Below are 22,463 nucleotides of genomic sequence, written 5' to 3'. Positions count from 1 at the left end.
GTAAACAATTAAGAATAATCTGAATGAATTATATACAGCCGATAAATGGATGAAGCGTATAGATCTGGATGCCGGGGTACAAACGCGCAGTGCGGCATTTGTCAGTGGAATGGAAAAGGTGAACGATGACAGAGGATTTACAGTCGCGGATTGTGCAATACGAACGGCAGCTTCATCGGGCAGAAATTCGCAGCCAGAAGATTGCCATTGAGAAGTTGCTGCACAGAAATTTTTTCGAGATTGGTCGTTCGGGCAAACGATACGGCAGGCAGCAAGTTATCGATTCATTAGTGGCAGATACCGACTGGCAGCAAATCACGTCGGAGGAATTCGCATTCATGCAGATCGAAAGCGGAGCGCTGTTACTGACATACCGGACGTTCAGGCAAAGTCTGGCGGGAGATAAAACGCATCGCACATTGCGCACATCGTTATGGGTCAGAAATGAAGATGACCACTGGCAAATGATTTTCCATCAGGGAACGCCCGAAGCGGATTGAGTGGTCTGTGGCGGGACTGAAAAGCCGGAATGCCAGATAAAACAAGCAACACAAATCACAGGTGCGAAATGCCGGATTCTGCCTGATTATATGTTAGTGCGTATAATGTATATTATGTTAAATTGAATATGAAGAGGACGGACGTCCATTAGCATTCACAGACCTCTACCAACCATACACTTATCACATGTTCTCCCTTCCTTCCTGACTGATGGCTCCCATGTAATAACTTATTATGGTGGACGTAAATTGGCAGGATTTCTGCTGACAGTATCCACATTGAAATGAACTGCCTGAGTTCAAATGTGAGCACCTAAGTTTGAGTGTTTGAGTTTTTCGCTGCTCGTTTCGATATCTTTTTTCAAATGCAGCGCGATACCATGAATTTCCTGTTTGCTGTTGGATAGCGTTTATACAGTAAACGATTTTTGCGCCGGAACCAGCACAAATAAGCCCCGGCCACAGTGTAAATACGCACACTTGCGGTGAGAAATGGCGAAATAGATAAATAGTGCGGAAGAAATGAATAAACCCGGGCTGTCAAAAAAACAAAAAGTGAGGGTGCAGCACTATAACACTGCACCCACCTCCCCTTTACTCCAGCGCCAGCAGCGCGAAACTGGCCAGCCAGTGGCCGCCGCTATAATGGCTTCCCACCACATGTTCTACGCTTGCCGCAAGATGGCATTTCACGGCATCGTTTAACGCTTTTTGCCCGGCATGATTTTCCGGTAACGCCTTCGCGATATGTTTCATGCACCAGGCGCGGCTGAGATTTAACCCATCCAGATGGGCAATTTTTGGATCGGTACGGTCGCTGACTTCCGCCGGATTCATCAGCGCGGAAACCGACGCCACATCCGGTAAGAACGCATCGAACCAGGCCGGGAAATCGGCGGTAACTTTACTCATTAACAACGCTTCAGTCAGCGCGCCCGAAATATACTCATCGCCGCCTGGCTCATAGTGCGCAGGATAATCGGTATCAGCCAGGTAATAATGGTTAGCGGCATCCAGAATGGCCTGCTCAAGTGGCCGATCCGCAAGCGCACGGGCGTAATCCAGCGCCAGTGCCAGCGCAAACGCCGTGTTGTAATGCGTGCCAACACGGATGGGATACGTCAACTTGCTGAGATAATCCACCAGCCTGTTGCGAATATCCTGGGTTAAAGGCTCCAGCACCTGATGCCAGCCTTGCGCCTGCGGCAGTGACGAGTGCTTCAGCTCCTGAGCCAGCGCCAGCAACCAGCCGTAGCCATAGGGGCGCTCAAACGAGGCGCGGAACGGCGCGTTAAAATAGGCCACTTCCTGCGCCACCTTTTCTTGCGTCAGGTGCTCATCAAAAAGCGCAGTGATCTCCGCTTTGCACGCCAGATCCGGGTAAAGACGCACGCAGCGCAGCAACAGCCAGTAGCCATGTACTGCTGAATGCCAGTCAAAGCAGCCGTAAAAAATGGGATGCAGTTCCCGCGGCGGCAAAACGTCACCATCATCATTAAGCAAATGCATAATGTGGTTCGGATATTCCTGACGTAAATAGGTTAACGGCATGCGGGCAAAGGCTTCTGCCTGATGTTGAGTTAATTGCATAACTGCTCCTTAAGTCGTTGCCGCGCTTAGCGAAACACGAGGAAATACATTAAGAACACGTTAACCACCAGCAGGGTTAACGCCGTCGGGATTTGAACCTTAATCACCTGATATTTATCTTTCAGCTCCAGTAACGCGGCGGGGACGATATTAAAATTCGCGGCCATCGGCGTCATCAACGTGCCGCAATATCCTGCGTACATGCCAATCGCCAGCAAGGGGGCCGGGTTGCCGTGATGTACGTTAATCAGGAACGGCAAGGCAATACCGGCACTCAACACCGGAAAAGCGGCGAAGGCGTTGCCCATAACCATGGTGAAGAGCGCCATGCCAATACAGTAAATCACCACCAGCATGAAGCGGTTATCCGGGTTCACAAACAGGCTCACCACCTTTTGTACCGACTGCCCGGTATTGGCCACCACAAATACGCCGCCCAGCATGGCGAGCATTTGCGGAAGGATCACCGCCCAGCCAATGGTATCCACCAGGCGCCGGGACTGGCGAATGGCATGCAGCGGCGTTCCGCGTGTCAGCCACCAGCCCGTCAGGATCGCGGCGACACAGGCGACGCACAAGGCGGCCAGCGTGAGTTGTTTCTGGTCGAGCAGGTAAACGCCGCCGACAGCAACCCCTTTCAGGAATAACGTCCCTAGCACGGTCACGACCGGGATCATCAGCGCCGGCAAGAAAAGCCAGTTTTTCAGGCGATTCGAGGAGGCAATGCGCTCAGCCTCGGTAGACATTTTGTAATGTCCTTTCCCAACCAGGCCAAATCCTGCAAGCAAGGCTATGGCAATAACGCAGCCGCCAATAATTCGGTAGGCCAGCGATTTGCCCAGTTCCTGAACCATCAGATCGCCAAACAGGAAAATTCCGCCGAACAAAAACCAGAACAGCGCCGTAGTAAAGCGCTTAGGATTGCCGCGATCCCGTAATGTCATGATAACCAGCAGCATCACGACAAAACCGATCAGGTAATAAACGCGGTTAATGGTCATCAACGTTGTCATTGAGCGATCTCCTGCGTGCCCTGCTCTGCTTTCCATGCCATCACGTCGCGACGGATGCTGGCATCCAGACGCAGCAAGCGCGTCATATGAATAATCAATGCCGAAAGCGCAGTGGGAATGGCCCATAAGCCGATATGCAGCGGTTCAATCCCCTGAATTCCGTTCTCCTTCAGGAACGCATCGATCAGTAACACCGCGCCGAAGGCGATAAAGATATCTTCGCCAAAGAAGACCGCAATGTTGTCGCACGCGGCGGCATGCGCTTTGATTTTGTCGCGGATATGTTGGGGTAATTCGCCGTATTCATTTAACGCTGCGCCTTCGGCCATTGGCGCCAGCAGTGGACGAACCGTTTGCGCATGCCCGCCAAGCGACATCAGCCCCAGCGCCGCCGTTCCTTCACGCGCGACAAAATAGAGCATCAAAATACGTGCCGATGTCGCGCTGGCAATTTTTGCCACCCAGGCCTGCGCTCGCTCTTTCAGGCCGTAATACTCCAGCAGTCCGATAACCGGCAGGATCAAAATAAAGGTGGCCAGCGAGCGGCTATTGACGAATTTTTCACCAAAAGTTTCCAGCAGCGTCCCGAAATCCATTCCCACTAACAATCCGGTAGTCAGCCCTGCAACAACGACCACCAACAGCGGGTTGAAGCGCAGTGCAAAACCAATAACCACTATCGGTATGCCGATAAGTGGCAGCAGTGTAGAACCGTCCATAACGTTTACCCTATCTAAAGTGAGCGTTGCGCGCCGATGGCGATTTTTTTAATACTTCGTAGTCAAACGAAGCGAGGTGCATTGCGGCGAGCGATGTTGTGTATTGCGACAGCCCTGCGGTGTTCACAGAACCGGTATGAAAAGCTATATCTGAACCGCAAAAACATGTAAACGATTTATCAATAAAATGTTCTTATTTTATCGCTTTCAGTTTACATTTTTGGCTAAGAGTCACACTCCTGTAAGGAACGCTATGAACTCAAAAAAGAGCGCTACATCAACGAATAGCGACGATATTGCGGATGGCCGTATCGTCTCTTCACGCCATCTGGTTTCCGAACGCTGCGCTGAATTATCGGAGCTGGAGTACGCATTGATCATGACCAGCAACGCCTTCAACAAATGGATGGTGCGCTGTATGACCGCGGCAGGTGAACCTGATATGGGGGCTTTTGATGTTTCACTTCTGCATCATGTGAATCATCGCAATCGCAAGAAAAAGCTGGCAGATATCTGTTTCGTCCTGAACGTAGAAGACACGCATGTGGTGACCTACGCCCTGAAAAAACTGATTAAAGCAGGCTACGTGACGAGCGAAAAAGCCGGAAAGGAACTCTTTTTCTCCACCACCGATGAAGGAAAAGCGTTATGCATGAAATACCGCGATGTGCGTGAAGCCTGCCTGATAAGTATTCATGCGGAAAGCGGGATCCCGGGGCAATCCATTGGCGAAACGGCGCAGCTTTTACGCACCATCTCATCCCTTTACGATACGGCCGCCCGCACCGCCGCGTCGCTGTGAAACGATGCCAGCCTCTCCCGCCGGAGAGGCCGTTTTTTATTGAGTGAGTCAGCGGTTTATCACGTTCGAGGTATCACCGGAAAAAAAACGCACCACGTTATCAAAAGCCGTTTTGAAATATAACTCATAGCTGGCTGTTTCCACATAACCCAGATGCGGCGTACAGAGCACATTCGGCATTTCCAGGTAAGGGTTATGCGTATCGTATACAGGCTCTTGTTCGTAAACATCCAGCGCGGCATATCCGGGGCGCCCCTGGCGCAGCGCGTGGTAAAGCGCGCCTTCGGCAACCAGTTCAGCACGGCTGGTATTGACGAATAACGCATCCGTTTTCATCAGCGCGAGGTCGGCGGAAGTGATATTGCCTGCCGTTTGCGCCACCAAACGTTGATGCACGGTAATCACATCGGAGGTTGCGAAAAACTGCTCGCGATTTTCCGGCACCCGCAACCCGGCGGCACGCGCCTCTTCCTGCGCACGTTCGCTTCCCCACACCTGAACCTGCATATCAAATGCCTGCGCATAGCGGGCAATTCGCTTACCGATTTTGCCGTATCCGAGGATGCCTAAAACCTGCTTATTCACCGCCGATCCGATTTCCGTTTGCCAGCGCCCCTCTTTCATGGCGTTCACCGAAGAGACGAATTTTCTTCTGGAGGCCATAATCAATAGCCACGTTAATTCAGCGGGCGCCACCGGAGAACCGACACCTTCGACGACGGCAACACCGGCCCGCGTGCAGGCGTCAATATCCACATTTCTTGCCAGTTTCCCCGTTTGGCTAATTAACTTCAGATTCGGTGTGCGGCGCAAAAACGCCTCATCAACTACGGTTCTTTCGCGGATGAGGATTAATGCCTGGGCGTTGAACAACGCGCTCTCTGCCTGCGTCTCTTTGCGTAAATCGCCCAGCGCTGAACAATGGAATTTATCATTCTGCCGCAGAAAACGGAGCTGTTGCGTGGCAAGCTGATAGTCGTCGGGAATTAACACCTGAATAGCCATTCTGCCCTCTCAATGTTGAATGATGTACCAACCGCTCAGTGCAAAATCTTCAGCAACTCCTCCAGCCACTGCGTAAATACGCGCACTTTCGGAGAGATATGGCGATGCGGATAGAGCATCGACAATTTCCGCGCGGGAACCGGGTTTTGTGGCAAGACTTCGATCAGCCGCCCATCATCAATATAGGGACGGAAAAAGAAATCCATGCCCTGCAACAGCCCAACCCCCGCCAGACCTGCCGCCACGTACACTTCTGAGTTATCCAGCACCAGTTTACCGGGAAGGTGAATTTCTTCTATTCCGGATGGCGTCTGAAATATCCACGGCATAATTTGCCGGTTGCTGCTGTTAAACCAGTTCACGCCCTGATGATGCTGCAAATCCTCCAGCGTTTCCGGTGTGCCATGTTCCGCCAGATAGGCCGGGCTGGCGCAGGTGACCAGCCGGATATTACCCATCTTCCGGGCAACATAATCACCATTTTCCAGCGGACCCATGCGCAACACACAATCCAGACCGTCGCGCAGCATATCTTTACGGCGATCCGAACTGCTGAGAATAATTTCGATGGCGGGATAGAGACGATAAAAATCCGGCAGATTGGGCGCGACCAGCAAAGCGGCAATGGCAACCGGCATATCGACGCGCAACTGCCCGCATAGCGGGCGACCCGCGGCAAACGATCCCAGCAAATCATCGGTTTGTTCCAGCAATAGCTTGCTGGTGCGATAAAACTCCTCGCCTTCTGGCGTCATATTGATGCGCCGCGTCGTGCGGTGCAACAGGCGCACGCCACAGTGCTGTTCCAGTTGCTGTAAGGCTTTGGTCACAGCGGGACGGTGGATTTGCAGGTTTTCTGCCGCCTGCGAGAAACTGCCCGTCTCCACGATCGCAATAAAGATCCGCATTAATTCATAGACATTGATTTGCATAGCCGCTTCTTTACCGGAAGGAACGCCACATTGTTACTTATTTCGTAATAGTGATGAAGCATATTGAGCATTTTTCATAACAAATGTACCGCTTAGAATGGCGCTATTCCGGGCCGCAATCCGTCAGGGTACTGATCAACAACGGATTATACCGGCCTGTCGCTATCTCTTTTTTAAGGAAACAGACGATGCAAAATCACAGTGTCAGTACTATTCTCGGTATCGAAAAAAGCGTCATTCAGGGGCCACTCTCATGGCTGACCGATGCCCGCCTGGTGGCAGCGGTCAGTAATGCCGGTGGTCTGGGCGTGCTGGGGCCAAACGCAGGTCTGACTGCGGAAACCGCCGTCTCGACGCCGGAAGAGACGGCTGAAAAAATGCGCGAAGAGATTCGCAAAACAAAAATGCTTACCGAGAAACCCTTTGGCGTCAATCTGATCCCGGCGATTGAAAATGACATCTGGACGCCGCCCATGCTGCGGGTAATAAAAGAAGAAGGCGTGCAGGCAGTGGTGTATACCGGCTACGGCAAAGACGTGGTGATCCCTGCTCTGTTTGATGAACTGAAAGAGGCAGGCATTAAAATTATCTACCGGGATATCAATCCAACGCCTGAAAACAGCCGACAGGCTGAAGCGGCCGGTGCCGATATTATCGTCGCGACGGGATTTGATGAAGGCGGCACACTGCCGGGCACCGCGTTAGGCACCTTTTCCATCGTGCCGCTGATTGTCGATGCGGTGAAAAGCGTTCCCGTACTGGCTGCGGGTGGTATTACCGATAACCGCACTGCCCGCGCCGCTCATGCTCTTGGTGCACAAGGTGTGTTTGCCGGTTCGGTGTTTATCAGCACCCACGAGAGCCGCGTACCGCAATCGGTGAAGGACAAAATCGTGGCGGCAAACGGGCTGGACATGTTGCTGTTTCGCACCCTTCCTGATTACTACCGTTCGCTGCCCGGGAAACTGGCGGAAAAACTGGTGCAAATGGACAAAGCCGGCGCCAGCCGGGAAGAGATCGCTGCCGTGATGGGCGGGGTGAGCGGCTTACGCGTCGGTATGCTGGAAGGTAACAGCGACGAAGGTTATATCGCGCTTGGCACCGGGATCGGCAGCATCCGCAGCGTGAAAAGTGTCGCTGAAGTGGTGAATGAATTAAGCGTCTGACGCTTTCCCGCTGGTAACGGCGGGCTCTCCTTTCGCCTGTTCCGCCATCGCCGGAATGGGCGAATAGCTGCCGGATAGATCGATATCAACATCCCCGCCCGCGCGATGCTACAAAATGTCCTGGCCGCATAACCACGCAACCCTTTGAGGCCTTCAATGTTTTCCGCTTTACTCTTCAGGAATCCACGCGCTTGCCTGTTGATCCTTATGCTGCTGCTGATGAATATTGCAGCCTGGGGCTGGGCATTTTTCAACTTTGGCGGCAGCGCCTCGCTGATGGCGGCAAGCCTGCTGGCCTGGTGCTACGGCTTACGCCATGCGGTGGATGCCGACCATATCGCCGCCATCGATAATGTCACGCGTAAAATGATGCAGCACGGGAAAAGATCGTGCAGCGTCGGCACCTGGTTTTCACTGGGGCACTCCACGATTGTTATCCTCGCCACCATTGCCATTGCGGCAACCGCCACCGCGTTTCGCCATCACATGTCGTGGTTGCATGAAACCGGCGGCATAATTGGCACCAGCGTGTCGGCTTTTTTTCTGATCGTTATCGCGCTGGTGAATTTACTTATTCTCAGTAATGTCTGGCGCGCTTTCCGGCAATTAAAAAACGGCGACAAATCGCTTCCCGAAGAAACAATCGCATCCGGCGGAATAATGAGCTGGATCTTTCACCGCACATTCCGCCTGGTGTCGCAAAGCTGGCAGATGTACCTTGTCGGTTTTTTATTTGGCCTCGGGTTTGATACCGCCACCGAAATTGGCGTACTGGGCATTTCCACCGCCGGTGCGTCAAATGGCATGTCGGTATGGTCTATTCTGGTATTTCCCGCACTCTTTACCAGCGGCATGGCGTTAATCGATACGCTGGATAATATCCTGATGGTCGAAGCCTACGGCTGGGCATTCAGTAAACCGCAACGCAAACTCTATTACAATATGACCATTACCGGCACCTCGGTGATTGTCGCGTTATTTATCGGCGGCAGCGAAGCGCTGGGGTTAACTGTAGATAAGCTTGATTTACATGGTAAATTCTGGGATATCATCGCCATAATGAACGATAACCTGAGTAACGCCGGGTTCTTCGTGGTCGGACTGTTTATTCTCTGCTGGCTGCTTTCTGTGCTGAACTACCGGTGGAAAGGTTACGATGCGCTTTTTACGGATCAACAAACGCCGCTGTAAAAAAATAAAAGGAATAAATAACAATGAAAAAGTTAATGATGCTGGCCCTGTTGGGCTCAATAGCGACAGGCTGCGTACCGCTTCACCCGACGGACTGCCTGAAAAAAAACGCACTGGAACCCTGCTCTTATAACCGCTCCGGTAAAGTCACCGACACGGATATTTATGGACAACAAGCGGCCGGAATTAAAAATGCGCTGGATTCCGCCCTCGCGGACCGCCATGCGTGGAAAGGCAAAACCTGCAATATGCACCTTGATTTTAACTATGATGGCAAATTGCAAAATATAATTATCAAAGGCGGTGATAAAGCCTATTGCGATGCGCTGGAAGTGGCGGCGAAAAAAGCCGACTTTCCTCCCTTCACCGACCAGAAAGTCTACGATGTGATGAGCTCTGCACGCTGGAATATGCAGGGTTACTGACAAGGTATAAAAAAAGCCGACAACTGCAACGTTGTCGGCTTTTATCTCGCTGTTATGCGTTATGCGTTAAGCAGTTGCTCTCCGCAGGCTTTTACGCTTGCCAGCAGAACTTTAACGTCCTGCAGACACACCGTCGGGTTCAGCAGCGTCAGCTTCAGGCAGGTGATGCCATCGGCTTCCGTTACCCCAACGTTCGCCGCCCCGGAGGCCAGCAATGCATCGCCAATGCGCTGGTTCAACAACGCAACGGCGGACATATCACCGTTTTGCGGACGGAAGCGGAACAGCACGCTGGCAAGCTGCGGTTGCATCACCAGTTCCAGTTGCGGCTCCTGTGCGACAAACTCTGCCACCTGCTGCGCCAGCGTGACGCCATTATCAATGATTTCGGCGTACTGCTTTTTACCCAGCGCTTCAAGGCCCATCCACAGTTTCAGCGCATCGAAACGACGGGTGGTTTGCAGGGATTTCGATACCAGGTTCGGGACACCGTGCTCTTCGTCAAAGTCCGAGTTCAGGTAAGCCGCCTGGTAACGCATCAGCTGATAGTGACGCGGATCTTTCAGCAAGAACGCGCCGCAACTGATGGTCTGGAAGAACTGCTTGTGGAAATCGAGCGTGACGGAATCCGCTAACTCAAGGCCGTTCAGGTAGTGACGGAATTTCTCAGACAGCAGCAGCGCGCCGCCCCAGGCCGCATCCACGTGCATCCAGGTCTGGTATTCCGCCGCCAGCGCAGCAATCTCCGCTAACGGATCGATAGCCCCGGCGTCGGTCGTGCCAGCGGTCGCAACGATCGCCAGAACCTGTTCGCCGTTGGCTTTCGCCTGCGCCAGCTTCGCCGCCAAATCGTTGAGATCCATGCGGGAGAACGCATCCGTCTTCACCAGCGTCACGGAGCGATAACCCAGCCCCATCAGCGCCATATTTTTCTGCACGGAGAAGTGGGCATTCTCAGAGCACAACACTTTGATTTTGCTCAGATCGCCCGTTAAGCCATCCTGCTGAACTGAGTGGCCCTGGCGCGCAAAAAACGCATCCCTGGCCAGCATCAACCCCATCAGGTTGCTCTGGGTGCCGCCGCTGGTAAACACCCCGGCATCGCCCGGCTGGTAACCCACCTGAGCACGCAGCCATTCAATCAGCTTGATCTCAATGATGGTGGCTGAAGGGCTTTGATCCCACGAATCCATGCTCTGGTTGGTGGCGTTAATCAGCACCTCCGCCGCCTGGCTGATCACCAGGCTCGGGCAGTGCAGGTGCGCAACACACTGCGGGTGGTGCACAGAAAGACTGTCTTTCAGGAAGTACTCAACGGCGCGCTCAATCGCGGCCTGGTTGCCCAGGCCCTGAGAGGTAAATTCTAAATTGATGCGCTCACGCAGTTGCTCAACCGTTTTGCCCTGGTACATCTCAGGTTGTTTCAGCCACTGCACAACCGCTTTTGTGCTCTGCTCAATGGCGTCCTGATAGGCGGCAATACTTTGCGCAGACCCGGAAAGAATCGGATTTACATCAGACATTCAATTGCTCCGATTAAACAGGCTTAACGCCAGCTGCCAACAACGCGTTCTCAAACTTGTCGAGGAAGATTTCCAGCTCGTCATTGCTGATCAGCAGCGATGGCAGCAGACGCAGCACGCAACCGTTACGGCCGCCGCGCTCCAGAATCAGACCATTTTCGAAGCATTTTTTCTGCAACAGCGCAGAAAGCTCGCCGTCCGCCGGGTAGCAGCCCATGTGATCCTGCGCTTCGTTCGGCTTGACGATTTCAATACCGATCATCAGGCCCAGGCCGCGCACGTGACCGATAACCGGGTAACGTTTTTGCAGCTCGGCCAGTTTGCCTTTCAGCCAGACGCCCTGCGCTGCCACTTTGTCGGCAATACGGTCGTCTTTCAGGATTTTCAGCGTCGTCAGACCGGTCGCCATCGCCAACTGGTTGCCGCGGAACGTCCCGGTGTGGTGGCCCGGCGCCCATGCGTCGAACTGTTTTTTGATACCCAATACGGCCAGCGGCAAACCGCCGCCAACAGCTTTAGACATCACAATGATATCCGGCTCGATACCGGCGTGTTCGAAGGCGAACAGTTTACCGGTACGCGCAAAGCCCGCCTGCACTTCGTCGATGATCAGAACAATGCCATGTTCCTGCGTCACTTTACGGATGCGCTGTAACCACTCAACCGGTGCCGGGTTCACGCCGCCCTCGCCCTGTACGGCTTCAAGGATCACCGCAGCCGGTTTACGCACGCCGCTTTCAACGTCGTTGATCAGGTTTTCGAAGTAGTAGGTTAACGCTTTCACGCCAGCTTCGCCGCCGATACCCAGCGGGCAGCGGTATTCGTTCGGGTAAGGCATAAACTGCACTTCCGGCATCATGCCGTTAACCGCTTCTTTCGGCGACAGGTTGCCGGTCACCGCCAGCGCGCCGTGGGTCATACCATGATAACCGCCGGAGAAGCTGATCACGCCGGAACGGCCAGTCACTTTTTTCGCCAGTTTCAGCGCGGCTTCTACCGCATCTGCACCAGAAGGACCGGTGAACTGCAGGCAATACTCTTTGCCCTGGCCCGGCAGCAGCGACAGCAGATAAGCAGAGAACTCATCTTTCAACGGCGTGGTCAGATCCAGCGTATGTAACGGTAAGCCACTGGTAATGACACTTTGGATGCTTTGCAGAACTTCAGGATGGTTATGACCCAGCGCCATGGTTCCAGCACCTGCGAGGCAGTCAAGATATCGATTATTTTCGACATCGGTGATCCAGACGCCCTGCGCTTTTGCAATTGCCAGAGGCAATTTACGCGGATAACTCCTTACATTGGATTCAAACTCGGCTTGTCGCGCCAGGAATGTTTCATTGTTCTGAGGTAATGAATTTGCATTCAAAGTATCAATACGGACTTTATCCGTCATCATATCACTCCTACAACCAGCGCGAGCTTGCACACTGATTGAATAATGGTTTATAGGATTTGCTCAAAAAAAAACGCGGCTAATATAAGTTTTTTTAACGCCGGACTCAATCTTTTATTTTCACGGCAATTATCAATAATTTCTTTTAAAATCAACAAGAAAAATAATACCGCTCAGAATTTTCATTAGTTTATTTGTAAGTAATTCTGTTACAAATACCTATGCGGAGCACCAACGAAGGGTAAAAGGCCTGGAATTATCACTCTGTGCGCTGGCTTTTTATCCTGCAAAGCACGCTCTCGCCATTAATAACGGCGAAAATTAACGGTTAACGCGTTATTTTTCAGTTCTGGTGCAGAAAGCGTAAGGAAAATATCGATTCAGGCGGGCAAATCACTTAATATGCCCGCTCCAAATTTCCCTGTGCGGCGAAACATTGAACAAAGCGCGGCGCATTGTAAACAGGAAGTCAACGATTTAAGCCATAAAGCGCATCACCCGATAACTTGTGACAGGCAATACCGGTTATCGACAACGGGAGCAAATCCTGGGTTGTCATCAGAAATGTTCGCGGGCGGACATTTCGTAAGGCAAATACCACCGGGCAGCCGGACGGGTTATTTCACCTTATGCCGAGAATGAAAATTTTCTTGCCATGAATTCATGGCGCCCTGATATGAGATTGTTATGACTCGCACTTTTCCACACATCGTCGTTGCCAAATTCGGCGGCACCAGTGTTGCTGACTTTGACGCGATGAGCCGTAGCGCCACCATCGTTCTTGCCGATAAAGATGTCCGTCTGGTTGTTCTGTCTGCGTCTGCGGGCGTGACCAATATTTTAGTCGAGCTTTCTGCCGGTCTGGATAGCCGCGAACGGCTGGACAAAATCGAAACCCTGCGCACCATCCAGTACAACATTATCTCCCGCCTGAAACAGCAGGATGCTATTCGCCAGGAGATCGACCACCTGCTCGACAACATCAGCCGCCTGGCGGAAGAAGCCTGTACCGCCGCCTCGGCCGCGCTCAGCGATGCGCTGGTCAGCCACGGCGAATTGATGTCCAGCCTGCTGTTTGTCGAGGTGCTGCGCGAGCGCGATGTCGAGACCGAATGGTTTGATGTCCGCAAGGTGATTCGCACCACTGACTGCTTTGGTTGCGCAGAACCGGTGCTGGATGCCACCGCAGAACGCGTTGAAAGACGGCTGCGTCCGCGTACCGAGCAGGCATTAGTGGTCACGCAGGGGTTTATCGGCCGTGAGGCGAATGGTCAAACCACGACGCTGGGCCGCGGCGGCAGTGATTACACCGCCTCGCTGCTGGGTGAAGCGCTACATGCTGCGCGCGTGGATATCTGGACCGACGTCGCCGGGATCTACACGACCGATCCGCGTATCGTCTCCCAGGCACAGCGTATCGAGCAGATCTCATTTTCCGAAGCCAGCGAAATGGCGACCTTTGGCGCAAAAGTGCTGCATCCGGCAACACTGCTGCCGGCAATGCGCAAAAATATCCCGGTCTTTGTCGGTTCAAGTAAACATCCTTCCGCTGGTGGCACGCTGGTCTGCCGCGATGCCGAAAATCCGCCGCGTTACCGCGCGCTGGCCGTTCGCCGTCAGCAGACGCTGATGAAATTACACTGCGAACAGGGGCAGTCCGCCTGCCACTTTTTAGCGGATACTTTCGCGTTGCTGGCGCGCCACGATGTCGCGGTCGATTCCATCACTACCTCAGAAACCAGTATCGCGCTGCTTCTGAACGCTACAGGTGCCACCTCCGGTGAATCCAGGCTGCTGACCACTTCTCTGCTCACCGAGCTGTCGTCGCATTGCCGCGTGGAAGTGGAAACCGGCCTTGCCTTAGTCAGCCTGATTGGTAACTCGCTGTCACAGGCTGAAGGCGTCTGCCACGAGGTGTTCGCCGGGCTGGGAAATCATCCCGTGCGGCTGATTTGTCACGGCGCGTCACGCCACAGCCTCGGTTTTCTGCTGCCCGCAGATGCCGCAGACGACGCGGTAAAAGCCTTACACCGCCGTCTGTTTGAATAACGGCGATTGATAAGCCCAGCGTCGTGCTGGCAGACAACCCGCTCTGCCAGCACGAAAAATAAGACACGGCCTGTTCCACTGGCCGCCCGGACGATCAGCAAACCCGGGCTGTAAACGATGCCGGGGAATAAGTCGTCGGGCATTGCCGCTTTACAGGCTTTCTTGTACCCTTCCCCACAACTTATCTCACCTGTTGAAAAGCAGAAATTACCGGACTTCATATGGCTGCTCACACGTCGAAAGATCCCCTGCATGGCATCACTCTGGAGATGCAAATCAACGCGCTGGTCGCCCGTTACGGCTGGAACGAACTGGGTAAACGCATCAATATTAATTGCTTTAAAAACGAACCCAGCGTTAAATCCAGTCTCAAGTTTCTGCGCCGGACGCCCTGGGCGCGCGCAGAAGTCGAGGCGCTGTATCTGGATTCCCTGGAGGATAGCGCCCCGGTCAACAAGGATGAGCCCACCTTCAATCCGTGGACCCGCAGTCGAATCATCAAATAAGAGCTAATAAGATGTCCCTTAAAAAGTCAGTCGTCCTTTTTGCTACTGCGCTTTTACTGGTCAGTTGTTCCTCCAAACCGCCTAAATCTCTTGTCACACCGCTACCGCCGGTGGCGAAACAGCCGTTGCCTGCAACGGCAACAAATTCACAGCCGGTTCGCGGCGTCTGGCTGGCGACGGTTTCCCGCCTCGACTGGCCGCCGGTCAACTCGGTGAACGTCAGCAGTGCCGATACGCGCATTCGCATGCAGCAGCAGGCGCTGGTGCAGAAACTGGATAAACTCAAAAGCCTTGGCATTAATACCGTCTTTTTCCAGGTGAAGCCGGACGGCACCGCGCTGTGGCCTTCTAAAATTTTGCCGTGGTCAGATATGCTGACCGGCACGATTGGTCAGGATCCGGGCTACGATCCGTTACAGTTTGTGATTGATGAAGCGCACAAACGCGGCATGAAAGTGCATGCCTGGTTTAACCCGTACCGCGTGGCGGTTAACACGCAGCCTGAGACCATCGCGGCGCTTAACCGCACGCTCCCTTTGCACCCGGCCAGCGTCTTTGTGCTGCATCGCGACTGGATCCGCACCGCCGGTGACCGGCTGGTGCTCGATCCTGGCATTCCCGATGCGCGCGACTGGATCACCAGCATCGTGGCCGAAGTGGTTGCCCATTACCCTGTCGATGGCGTGCAGTTTGATGACTACTTCTATACCGAAACGCCCGGTTCGCAACTGAATGACAACCAGACCTTTCAGCAATATGGCCAGGGCTTTAGCACCAAAGCCGACTGGCGGCGCAATAACACCCTGCTGCTGATTGAGCAGGTTTCCCGCACCATTAAACAACTGAAACCGGGCGTTGAATTTGGCGTCAGCCCTGCCGGTGTATGGCGCAACCGCTCTTTCGATGCGGCAGGATCCGACACGCGCGGCGCGGCGGCTTACGATGAATCCTTCGCCGATACCCGTCGCTGGGTGCAACAGGGCTTGCTGGACTATATCGCCCCACAAATTTACTGGCCCTTCTCGCGCAGCGCGGCGCGGTATGACGTGCTGGCAAAATGGTGGGCCGATGTCGTCAAACCTACCCATACGCGTCTGTATATCGGCATCGCGCTGTATAAAGTGGGTGAACCGTCGAAGATGGAGCCGGACTGGATGGTGAACGGCGGCGTGCCAGAACTGAAAAAACAGCTCGATTTAAACGAATCGCTGCCGCAGGTTAGCGGCACCATTTTGTTCCGCGAAGATTACCTGAACCGGCCGCAGACGCAGCAAGCGGTCAACTATTTGCGCGAGCGCTGGGGGGAATAATCCCTCCGCAGTTTATGAAGGTAAGTCCAGGAAGAGGCGTTGCATGCTGGCTTTAATCAAAGAAAATATTGCGCTGGTGTCGATCATCTCATTAGCCGTGGCAGCCCTCTCGCTGACGCTGAATAAAAAGAACTCGCGCATGACCAGCTACAATTCGCGCGGGAACTATATTGTCTATTTCAGCAAAATAGCCGGTTTGAAAAAATTTTTGGCCTCATCTGGTTTCAGCGTAAAAATCTATAATTCCGCCTTATCCGAAATTATCGAGCTCGATCATAAAATTCATATCACTCCGCTGCTCGGCGGTATCCGCCGGGCGCAACTTTTTGATGGCCTCGAAAACCGCAATAATCTCGGCATCAGCAAAACGATCTATCCGGCATTTAAACGCGCGCGGAAAATAAAATTTCCGCGCCGTTATGCCCACGACGATCTTTTTAGCTTTAATAGTTCGCCGTTTTTCGCTTATTTTTCAGCCAGCGGCAAACATGCGGTATCGGCAAACCCGGTAGACAGAAAACTCAACAGATATCATAGCTATATCGAAATTACGGATTACTCCGGCCACAGCGAAATCTGGTATTTCTCCTTTTCATTACATTTATCTAATCTTGATACCGATTTTGTTAAAAGCGACAACTGGAAACGGCTCAGGGATGATGAATTGAGCCATTTTAAATATTATCGCTTTGCGGATTTCACGGTTATTGCGCCTGTCGATCTGTATAAAAATCTCGTTACCGCTTTAACGCTGCAAAAGCCCTTATCTGAAATTCGCGGTTGCAATGAGGAATACGAAAACTCAGACAGGCTCATGCAAAGCGGTTATGAATCATTAGAGTACGAACTGCAACAATATGAGTTGCGGGAATATTACTATTTCCTTAGCAAAATAAAGCAGCACCTCAGTTTTTAAGCATTGAGCGCACGTTCGTCCTGGTTTGCTGCACGGGCGAACGGCGTTTCATGCTTTATGGCTCTTCCGTCAGCGCCTCATAAACGCTGCGCAAACGCGAGCGCAGATACAGCACGGCTTTGTGTTTGCGGGAAAGTAACGCCTGCTGGCTGGTGCCGCACTCCTCCGCCAGTTCTTTATAACTGTAGCCGTACAGCTCCGTTTTCTCGAACACCTCGCGCTGTGCGGACGGCAGCTCGGCCAGCGCCTGCTCCAGTTCCTCCCACAGCAGCGTTTTCAGGTATTCCTCTTCCGGGGTTTGCGGTACACCGAACAGCGTTTCCGCCAGTTCATCTTCGGCAACATCCCCGTCATCGTCAGTGAAAAAGCGGGATAATGGCAGTTCCCGTTTTTTGCGCGCCCGATCGGTCATTTCATTGCGCGCCGCGCGAAACAACCAGGCCGCGACATTCTCCACCGGCTGCTCTACCTGCATCAGTTGATACGTCACTTCCTGCAGGATGTCATCGGCATCGTCCCGAACCGCGGTGCGACCACGGATAAAGGCTTTCAGCCGCGATCGGCAGGCATTAAGCGCTGCCATGACCAGCGATTCCCCCGCCACACCGGCTTTCATTGTGTTCACTCTGCGTCCGGCGTTTTTGGGCGGTTATCGTCAGGCTGAGCGCGATCTTCCGCCTGCTCATCGCGATATCCGCGCCAGCCGCAGTGACCGCGATGTCCGTGACGACCAAAACCTTCGCGACGATGACGAATAAACTCTTCGCGCTGTTCCGGCGTCATCTGCATCCAGCGCTCATGCATACGACGATGCGCCCGCGCCATACCAAACATACCCGGCCGAAAACCGAGGCCGCCGAACAAAATGCGGCACAGCACCAGCACACCCAGCGCCTGCCAGAAGCCAATGCTTTTTACCCCGAGGATGGCAGGCAGCAGCGCATTCCACAGCGACATCACCAGCAGCCCCAGTATGACGACCAGCGCCACACCGAAAATCACATGTTTCATCATGCGATGGCGGCCAAAACCGTGCCCACGAGTGTGCCCATGCATATCAAAATCTCTCATCTTCTTCGTTCCTCTTACCGTAGCGGATTGTTGCAAGTGATGGGGTAGACGAATGAGCGATGAAGATATTGCCAGGAAAATGAAATTTTTTCTGCTGCCAAACGCCTCCTCATTGAAAAAGATGACAATATTATTGTTAGCGTCATCACTTTGTTTCATGGAAAAATTAACTATTCATGTTATTTTTCATTATATTGAAAATAATCCCGTAGCTAATTTTTAATAATATTAAGCACACCTAAAAATTCATATATTATATATAATATGTCGTTTTTCTGGTCTCGTATGCAACCGCTGGAAATTAATGGTTATTTTAAAATTAATGTTTTAATAAACATTTTTACATTTGCAAAGGCCTCTCCCCCGTCTATATTTTTTTGAGTTAGTCGTTTCGCTAGTTTCCAACCAACAAAGGAATTATCTAATGACTGATTTTGCACGGTCAGTTACGGTTGATATCGCAGATACCAGCCCGGCGACACTGACGCTAAATTACGTTCGTCTTAACGGTGGGCAGTGGCAAAAAACGCCAGAACCCGGTTCAACCATTACTCCAGCCGGAGAAGTCGAGTATGTTAATGGTGTTGAGAGCAATTATGAAACCCTTGGCGGCCAAATTGTTCTGACCCCCGCCTCAGGTGGGCTTATTACTATCAAATGGGACTGGTCTTTTGGTTCAGGCGTTTCTGGCGGCGTCAGGACGGAATCTTTAACCGGACTCGCAGTCAGTTACCAGTGGATCAATACGCAATCAAATCATCCTAAAGTGCAGGTCACGATCAGCGCCGATACCGCAGCAAAATTACTTCGTGCTCATAAATGAATGAATACTGGCAGGGAATATTTCCCTGCCAGTATTATCTGATGAGGATTGCAAATGGCAAGTAATATAACTGCTGGCAATTTTGCACAAAATAAAAATCTCGCCATTGCACTGGATAATAATTCGGCCACGACATTAACGCTGATGCTGGCCAGCGTTAATCAGGGAGCCTGGGCTGGTACGCCGCCAAAAAATGGTTCAACCTACCCGCCTGCTAATTATTTTTATGCCGTTAATATTGCTGCAAATAGTTATGACGCACTCAGCGGCTCCGTAAAGTTTGAGCTCGCCTCAGGGGGATTCCTCATAGCGCAATGGACCTGGGAAGCAGGCGCGCCCCTGCGCGTGGATGCCTACTGCGATAGCTATCAGGTACAGATTGATTACAACACCATTAATTCACAATCAAACTCGGCGACGTTCCAGATTACCGTCACTAACGAATAAATTACCCATGCTATTCAGGGGGAGTCATGTCCGGGGCTGCGAGCACAAAATTTTCGTTTTCCATTACGTTTCCGGACCAGGGGGGAGGAACCAACCCTGCCGTCGGTCCTTTTATTATTCCTCCGCGATTTAAAAATGCCCCCCCGAATAACGATCTGGCGTTGTACTTTTCAGGATATTGCGTCCCCGCCACAACCTCAGCCACCAAAGGTATTCAGCCGGGCGAGATACCGCAACAGAAAGCGTTTGGTTTAAGTTTTACTCAGTCAGGAAGTTCACCCAATCCGGTAATAAAAATAGTGCAGATAACCGTAGTTAAACAATATATCTTTAGTGCGCAGCCTGCCGATCGTGAAATATTACTCACTTCATTTCGCCTATTTGCCGGGCAACTTGAAAAACTGGAAGTTTCGCTTTCCAGTACGACTGGCGGGCTTTTACCCTGCGTCACAGAAGCGTTGCTTTATCAAATTGCACTCAATATGCCGTTAACATTAAGTGAATTACTGCAATTCACTTATCACTTTAATATTAATGATCAATATATTGATCTGGAGCCGGGCTTTTCACTGACCATTGCCGCTGCCGGATACCAATATATTGCGCCTCCCGCCAGCCCTGGCTATGGATTGAATGCGTTTACCCTGTCCGGTACGCAAACAGTCAGCCTCGGCTGGCAGCAAGACGGGAAATTATCATTCAACGGTTTTGCATCCCGTTTTACGCGCGGTGTTGAGTTATCTCCGCCGACGCCACCCGATGAGAACTACCCGTGTCTGATTTTCGGCGCCAGCCCTATCGATCTTCAGTTAAGCGGCAATGCCCGCCGACACTGGCGGCTGATTACACCGTCATCGCTGCCGTCGCCGCAGAACGTGGATAACAGCGGCACCAGCAGCGTTGACAGCGCGTTGTTACTGGGCGCTGACACTTATACCGATTTAGCGGCGGCCACCGAAGCGGCGATTGGCGGTGGGCAATTTTGTATCACGCCGGACGCCGACAATAACCCGATTGTGGCCATCGCATTTACCAGCCGGGTTTTTGTCACGCCCGCTATCGGTATCTTTGTCAATGATATTGCCCAACAGGTTCCGGTGGGGACATCGATGCGCGACATTGTCTTTCAGTATTTGCTGGTTCCGCCCGCACACATTGTCACTTCCGGTTCGAATGTCGACAGCACATCGCTGAGTTGCAAATTACAACGCTGGGTGGCCAATAGCGAAAAACCCTTTTCCTCCACCTCTCCCGGCCCAACGGTTCAGGTCGACTATTTTGATTTCTCGCCAGACAGCACTTCAGGCCAGCCGCTGAGCGGGCCGGACGGCGACGTATTCGATATTCCGCTGTTAAAAGGCGATCGGATTTATGTCGGCCCGAAAGATGGATATCAACTTAGCCTTACGGAGTAGTACACGCGCGCTTCTTGTTCGTCAGCACCCCAGGTGAGGGCCAGGAAATGAACAGCACTAAAAATTATTTTACAACGCTTCCCGTGAGCTTTCTGTTGCTGTTGGTCTGCACAGAGGGGTATGCAGCCGTTAAGTTTACGATCCGTTCGCAAAACTTTCTCCATTTGGGATGGGGAACATCCGCTGTGAATAAAAATAAATGTCTTGCGCTTGACGAGATGATGCAAGCCAACGACGTGATTATTATTCAGGAGTTAATGCAGCACGCTGATCCCTGTCCTGCTGAAACAACAAAAAATAAGTTCCAGTTTATCGTTAATTCGACGGGGTTGGGTTCCAGTTCTTATAAAGAGTATTACGGTTTTTATATCAAACCGCCGAAAGTTAGCTTTACCAATGATAGATACCAGGCTGGTGGAACCTTTGAGCGACCGCCTTATGCCATTGGACTGAAAGTCACCGTCAGTGCCACCAGCAAATATATCTGGGTCGGTAATATTCATTCTATTTTTGGTAAAAGAGTACAGCAACGATACGACGAGGCCGCTGAAGTAAAAGATTTTTATCAATACATGATAAAGGTACAAATAACGGGCGCACCCAAAGCAAAAAACTACCCCTTTATTATCGGCGGGGACTGGAATATCCCCCTTAAAAATAAGGCCGGGAAATACACTAAAGGCTTCGAGTGGCTGCAAACGAACAATGCGGAGGGAGCCCCGAACGTCCCAACGTCACTGAGTGCAAAAGGCAAACGCGCCAGCGCCTACGATCATTTTATTTATGCCGATAGCCTCACGGTAAATAACGTTCAAATTCTGACAAGCGCTTCCTTCGCCTCGGATCTCTCATGGCGTCAAAACGTGACCGATCACCTGGGAATTAGCGCAGAGGTAACCATCCCATGACTCCTCTTAATGTCTCGCGCTTGCTTCGTCAATCAGCATACTTACTTGCCACCTGCTGTCTGGCGATCCCGTTAATGGCGTACGCTGATAAGCCGAATTTTTATGTGCCGGAAGCCTGTAAAGGTAAGGCAAGCGGTGCCGGGCTGGAGAATCCTTCCGACGTGCTGCCGCCGCAAGTCACGGCGTATTATGTTGATCTTGTGACTCCGGATATCGTATTTCTCTCCATCGATAGCGTCTCCCCGATACCGGATAGCAAGTATTGGTCGGCGAATATCAATATTCCACCTGTCACTAAAAACAAAAACGGCTACAAGGGCGAGTTTATCCTTGATGTCTCTTATACCCCGCTATTGAACGTTTTTGTGGAAAAAAAGGCGAGTTCCCCTGGCGTTAAAGCTTTTACCCTGCCAAGAGCCGCCACGCTCCCCAAGGACGCAGAACTTCTTCCGGTCGTGGATGTGACTATTTATAACGAAGATCATAGCGCAACGCTTGCAGGCGCCTTTGTGCAATTTCACTCCGCCGCTCTCACCGCAGCAATAGTTGGCATGGATGACACATCCCCGACGCTAACCGAAGAGGCGGATGACAATGGGATCATCAAGTTGCAGTGCATGATTTTCCTCGAGGGTGCGAACTGGGTCACTGTCTACGATAAAGATCACCAATACCGCTACGATGCCCCGCTGGAGCTGATTAACCCCGCAGGCGCGTTAAGCACCACACGCGTGACAAAAAGTGGGGAGGAGTAAA

General features: G+C 52.1%; 23 protein-coding genes. 14 read left to right on the top strand and 9 right to left on the bottom strand.

What is annotated here, in order from left to right; genetic code table 11:
- Nucleotides 1-125 precede the first annotated feature (125 nt).
- On the top strand, nucleotides 126-500 hold the full coding sequence (locus C0557_RS11620; RefSeq protein ID WP_208658551.1) for a DUF4440 domain-containing protein: 375 nt from the start codon (nucleotides 126-128) through the stop codon (nucleotides 498-500).
- Between the two features lie 594 nt (nucleotides 501-1,094).
- On the opposite strand, the gene C0557_RS11615 is transcribed toward C0557_RS11620, so the two are convergent.
- Genes C0557_RS11615 through C0557_RS11605 form a run of 3 tightly spaced genes read right to left on the bottom strand, consistent with a single transcriptional unit; the run spans nucleotide 1,095 to nucleotide 3,822 of the window.
- A complete protein-coding gene (locus C0557_RS11615; RefSeq protein WP_208658550.1) occupies nucleotides 1,095-2,090 on the bottom strand; it encodes a DUF2891 domain-containing protein in 996 nt (331 codons plus the stop codon).
- A 26-nt stretch (nucleotides 2,091-2,116) separates the two neighbouring features.
- Nucleotides 2,117-3,103, bottom strand: a complete 987-nt coding sequence (locus C0557_RS11610; RefSeq protein ID WP_208658549.1) for a DUF979 domain-containing protein — start codon at nucleotides 3,101-3,103, stop codon at nucleotides 2,117-2,119.
- A complete protein-coding gene (locus C0557_RS11605; RefSeq protein WP_074776395.1) occupies nucleotides 3,100-3,822 on the bottom strand; it encodes a DUF969 domain-containing protein in 723 nt (240 codons plus the stop codon). Before C0557_RS11605 ends, C0557_RS11610 begins: the two co-directional genes overlap by 4 nt.
- A 253-nt stretch (nucleotides 3,823-4,075) precedes the next feature.
- Between C0557_RS11605 and C0557_RS11600 the strand changes: the two genes are divergently transcribed.
- Nucleotides 4,076-4,624, top strand: coding sequence for a winged helix DNA-binding protein (locus C0557_RS11600; protein WP_007375019.1), 549 nt, complete (start codon nucleotides 4,076-4,078; stop codon nucleotides 4,622-4,624).
- 48 nt (nucleotides 4,625-4,672) lie between these two features.
- On the opposite strand, the gene C0557_RS11595 is transcribed toward C0557_RS11600, so the two are convergent.
- Both C0557_RS11595 and C0557_RS11590 read right to left on the bottom strand, forming a co-directional pair.
- Complete coding sequence (locus C0557_RS11595) at nucleotides 4,673-5,629, bottom strand: D-2-hydroxyacid dehydrogenase family protein (protein ID WP_208658548.1); 957 nt, start codon at nucleotides 5,627-5,629, stop codon at nucleotides 4,673-4,675.
- A 35-nt stretch (nucleotides 5,630-5,664) separates the two neighbouring features.
- Nucleotides 5,665-6,561 carry a LysR family transcriptional regulator gene (locus tag C0557_RS11590; RefSeq protein WP_208658547.1) on the bottom strand — a complete coding sequence of 299 codons (897 nt, stop codon included), beginning with the start codon at nucleotides 6,559-6,561 and terminating at the stop codon, nucleotides 5,665-5,667.
- 188 nt (nucleotides 6,562-6,749) lie between these two features.
- Here C0557_RS11590 and C0557_RS11585 point away from each other — a divergent pair, with 188 nt between their 5' ends.
- The 3 genes from C0557_RS11585 (at nucleotide 6,750) to C0557_RS11575 (ending at nucleotide 9,343) form a co-directional block, all read left to right on the top strand.
- A complete protein-coding gene (locus C0557_RS11585; protein ID WP_208658546.1) occupies nucleotides 6,750-7,727 on the top strand; it encodes a nitronate monooxygenase family protein in 978 nt (325 codons plus the stop codon).
- A gap of 156 nt (nucleotides 7,728-7,883) precedes the next feature.
- Nucleotides 7,884-8,918, top strand: a complete 1,035-nt coding sequence (locus C0557_RS11580; RefSeq protein ID WP_208658545.1) for a HoxN/HupN/NixA family nickel/cobalt transporter — start codon at nucleotides 7,884-7,886, stop codon at nucleotides 8,916-8,918.
- 23 nt (nucleotides 8,919-8,941) lie between these two features.
- Nucleotides 8,942-9,343: a cell envelope integrity TolA C-terminal domain-containing protein gene (locus tag C0557_RS11575; RefSeq protein ID WP_208658544.1), complete on the top strand. Its 402-nt coding sequence runs from the start codon at nucleotides 8,942-8,944 to the stop codon at nucleotides 9,341-9,343.
- 59 nt (nucleotides 9,344-9,402) lie between these two features.
- Here the strand turns inward: C0557_RS11575 and C0557_RS11570 are convergent, their stop codons facing one another.
- On the bottom strand, nucleotides 9,403-10,866 hold the full coding sequence (locus tag C0557_RS11570; protein ID WP_208658543.1) for an aspartate aminotransferase family protein: 1,464 nt from the start codon (nucleotides 10,864-10,866) through the stop codon (nucleotides 9,403-9,405).
- 13 nt (nucleotides 10,867-10,879) lie between these two features.
- On the bottom strand, nucleotides 10,880-12,265 hold the full coding sequence (locus tag C0557_RS11565; protein WP_208658542.1) for a diaminobutyrate--2-oxoglutarate transaminase: 1,386 nt from the start codon (nucleotides 12,263-12,265) through the stop codon (nucleotides 10,880-10,882).
- A 684-nt stretch (nucleotides 12,266-12,949) separates the two neighbouring features.
- On the opposite strand from C0557_RS11565, the gene lysC reads away from it, so the two are divergent.
- From lysC to C0557_RS11545, 4 genes are all read left to right on the top strand, one after another.
- Entirely contained in the window at nucleotides 12,950-14,311 is a 1,362-nt protein-coding gene (lysC, locus tag C0557_RS11560; RefSeq protein ID WP_208658541.1) for a lysine-sensitive aspartokinase 3, read from the top strand.
- 221 nt (nucleotides 14,312-14,532) lie between these two features.
- Entirely contained in the window at nucleotides 14,533-14,817 is a 285-nt protein-coding gene (locus tag C0557_RS11555; RefSeq protein ID WP_208658540.1) for a VF530 family DNA-binding protein, read from the top strand.
- An 11-nt stretch (nucleotides 14,818-14,828) separates the two neighbouring features.
- Nucleotides 14,829-16,127, top strand: a complete 1,299-nt coding sequence (locus C0557_RS11550; RefSeq protein WP_208658539.1) for a glycoside hydrolase family 10 protein — start codon at nucleotides 14,829-14,831, stop codon at nucleotides 16,125-16,127.
- Nucleotides 16,128-16,203: 76 nt separating this feature from the next.
- Complete coding sequence (locus C0557_RS11545; protein ID WP_208658538.1) at nucleotides 16,204-17,043, top strand: hypothetical protein; 840 nt, start codon at nucleotides 16,204-16,206, stop codon at nucleotides 17,041-17,043.
- 55 nt (nucleotides 17,044-17,098) lie between these two features.
- Here C0557_RS11545 and C0557_RS11540 read toward each other — a convergent pair whose 3' ends face one another.
- Both C0557_RS11540 and C0557_RS11535 read right to left on the bottom strand, forming a co-directional pair.
- Nucleotides 17,099-17,659, bottom strand: coding sequence for an RNA polymerase sigma factor (locus C0557_RS11540; RefSeq protein WP_208662911.1), 561 nt, complete (start codon nucleotides 17,657-17,659; stop codon nucleotides 17,099-17,101).
- Nucleotides 17,660-17,664: 5 nt separating this feature from the next.
- Entirely contained in the window at nucleotides 17,665-18,114 is a 450-nt protein-coding gene (locus C0557_RS11535; protein ID WP_208658537.1) for a hypothetical protein, read from the bottom strand.
- Nucleotides 18,115-18,538: 424 nt separating this feature from the next.
- Between C0557_RS11535 and C0557_RS11530 the strand changes: the two genes are divergently transcribed.
- From C0557_RS11530 to C0557_RS11510, 5 genes are all read left to right on the top strand, one after another.
- Complete coding sequence (locus tag C0557_RS11530; protein WP_208658536.1) at nucleotides 18,539-18,937, top strand: hypothetical protein; 399 nt, start codon at nucleotides 18,539-18,541, stop codon at nucleotides 18,935-18,937.
- Nucleotides 18,938-18,991: 54 nt separating this feature from the next.
- Nucleotides 18,992-19,384: a hypothetical protein gene (locus tag C0557_RS11525; protein WP_208658535.1), complete on the top strand. Its 393-nt coding sequence runs from the start codon at nucleotides 18,992-18,994 to the stop codon at nucleotides 19,382-19,384.
- A gap of 299 nt (nucleotides 19,385-19,683) precedes the next feature.
- Nucleotides 19,684-20,799 (top strand): hypothetical protein, encoded by a 1,116-nt coding sequence (locus C0557_RS11520; protein ID WP_208658534.1) that lies wholly within the window; start codon nucleotides 19,684-19,686, stop codon nucleotides 20,797-20,799.
- Nucleotides 20,800-20,846: 47 nt separating this feature from the next.
- Nucleotides 20,847-21,707 (top strand): hypothetical protein, encoded by an 861-nt coding sequence (locus C0557_RS11515; RefSeq protein ID WP_208658533.1) that lies wholly within the window; start codon nucleotides 20,847-20,849, stop codon nucleotides 21,705-21,707.
- A complete protein-coding gene (locus C0557_RS11510) occupies nucleotides 21,704-22,462 on the top strand; it encodes a hypothetical protein (RefSeq protein ID WP_208658532.1) in 759 nt (252 codons plus the stop codon). Before C0557_RS11515 ends, C0557_RS11510 begins: the two co-directional genes overlap by 4 nt.
- Nucleotide 22,463: the final 1 nt, after the last annotated feature.

Origin of the sequence: Kosakonia sp. MUSA4 (assembly GCF_013085925.1) — a bacterium.
Taxonomy (GTDB): domain Bacteria; phylum Pseudomonadota; class Gammaproteobacteria; order Enterobacterales; family Enterobacteriaceae; genus Kosakonia; species Kosakonia sacchari_B.
Note: the sequence above shows the minus strand (reverse complement) of the source record. Positions and strands in the feature narration are given on the sequence as shown.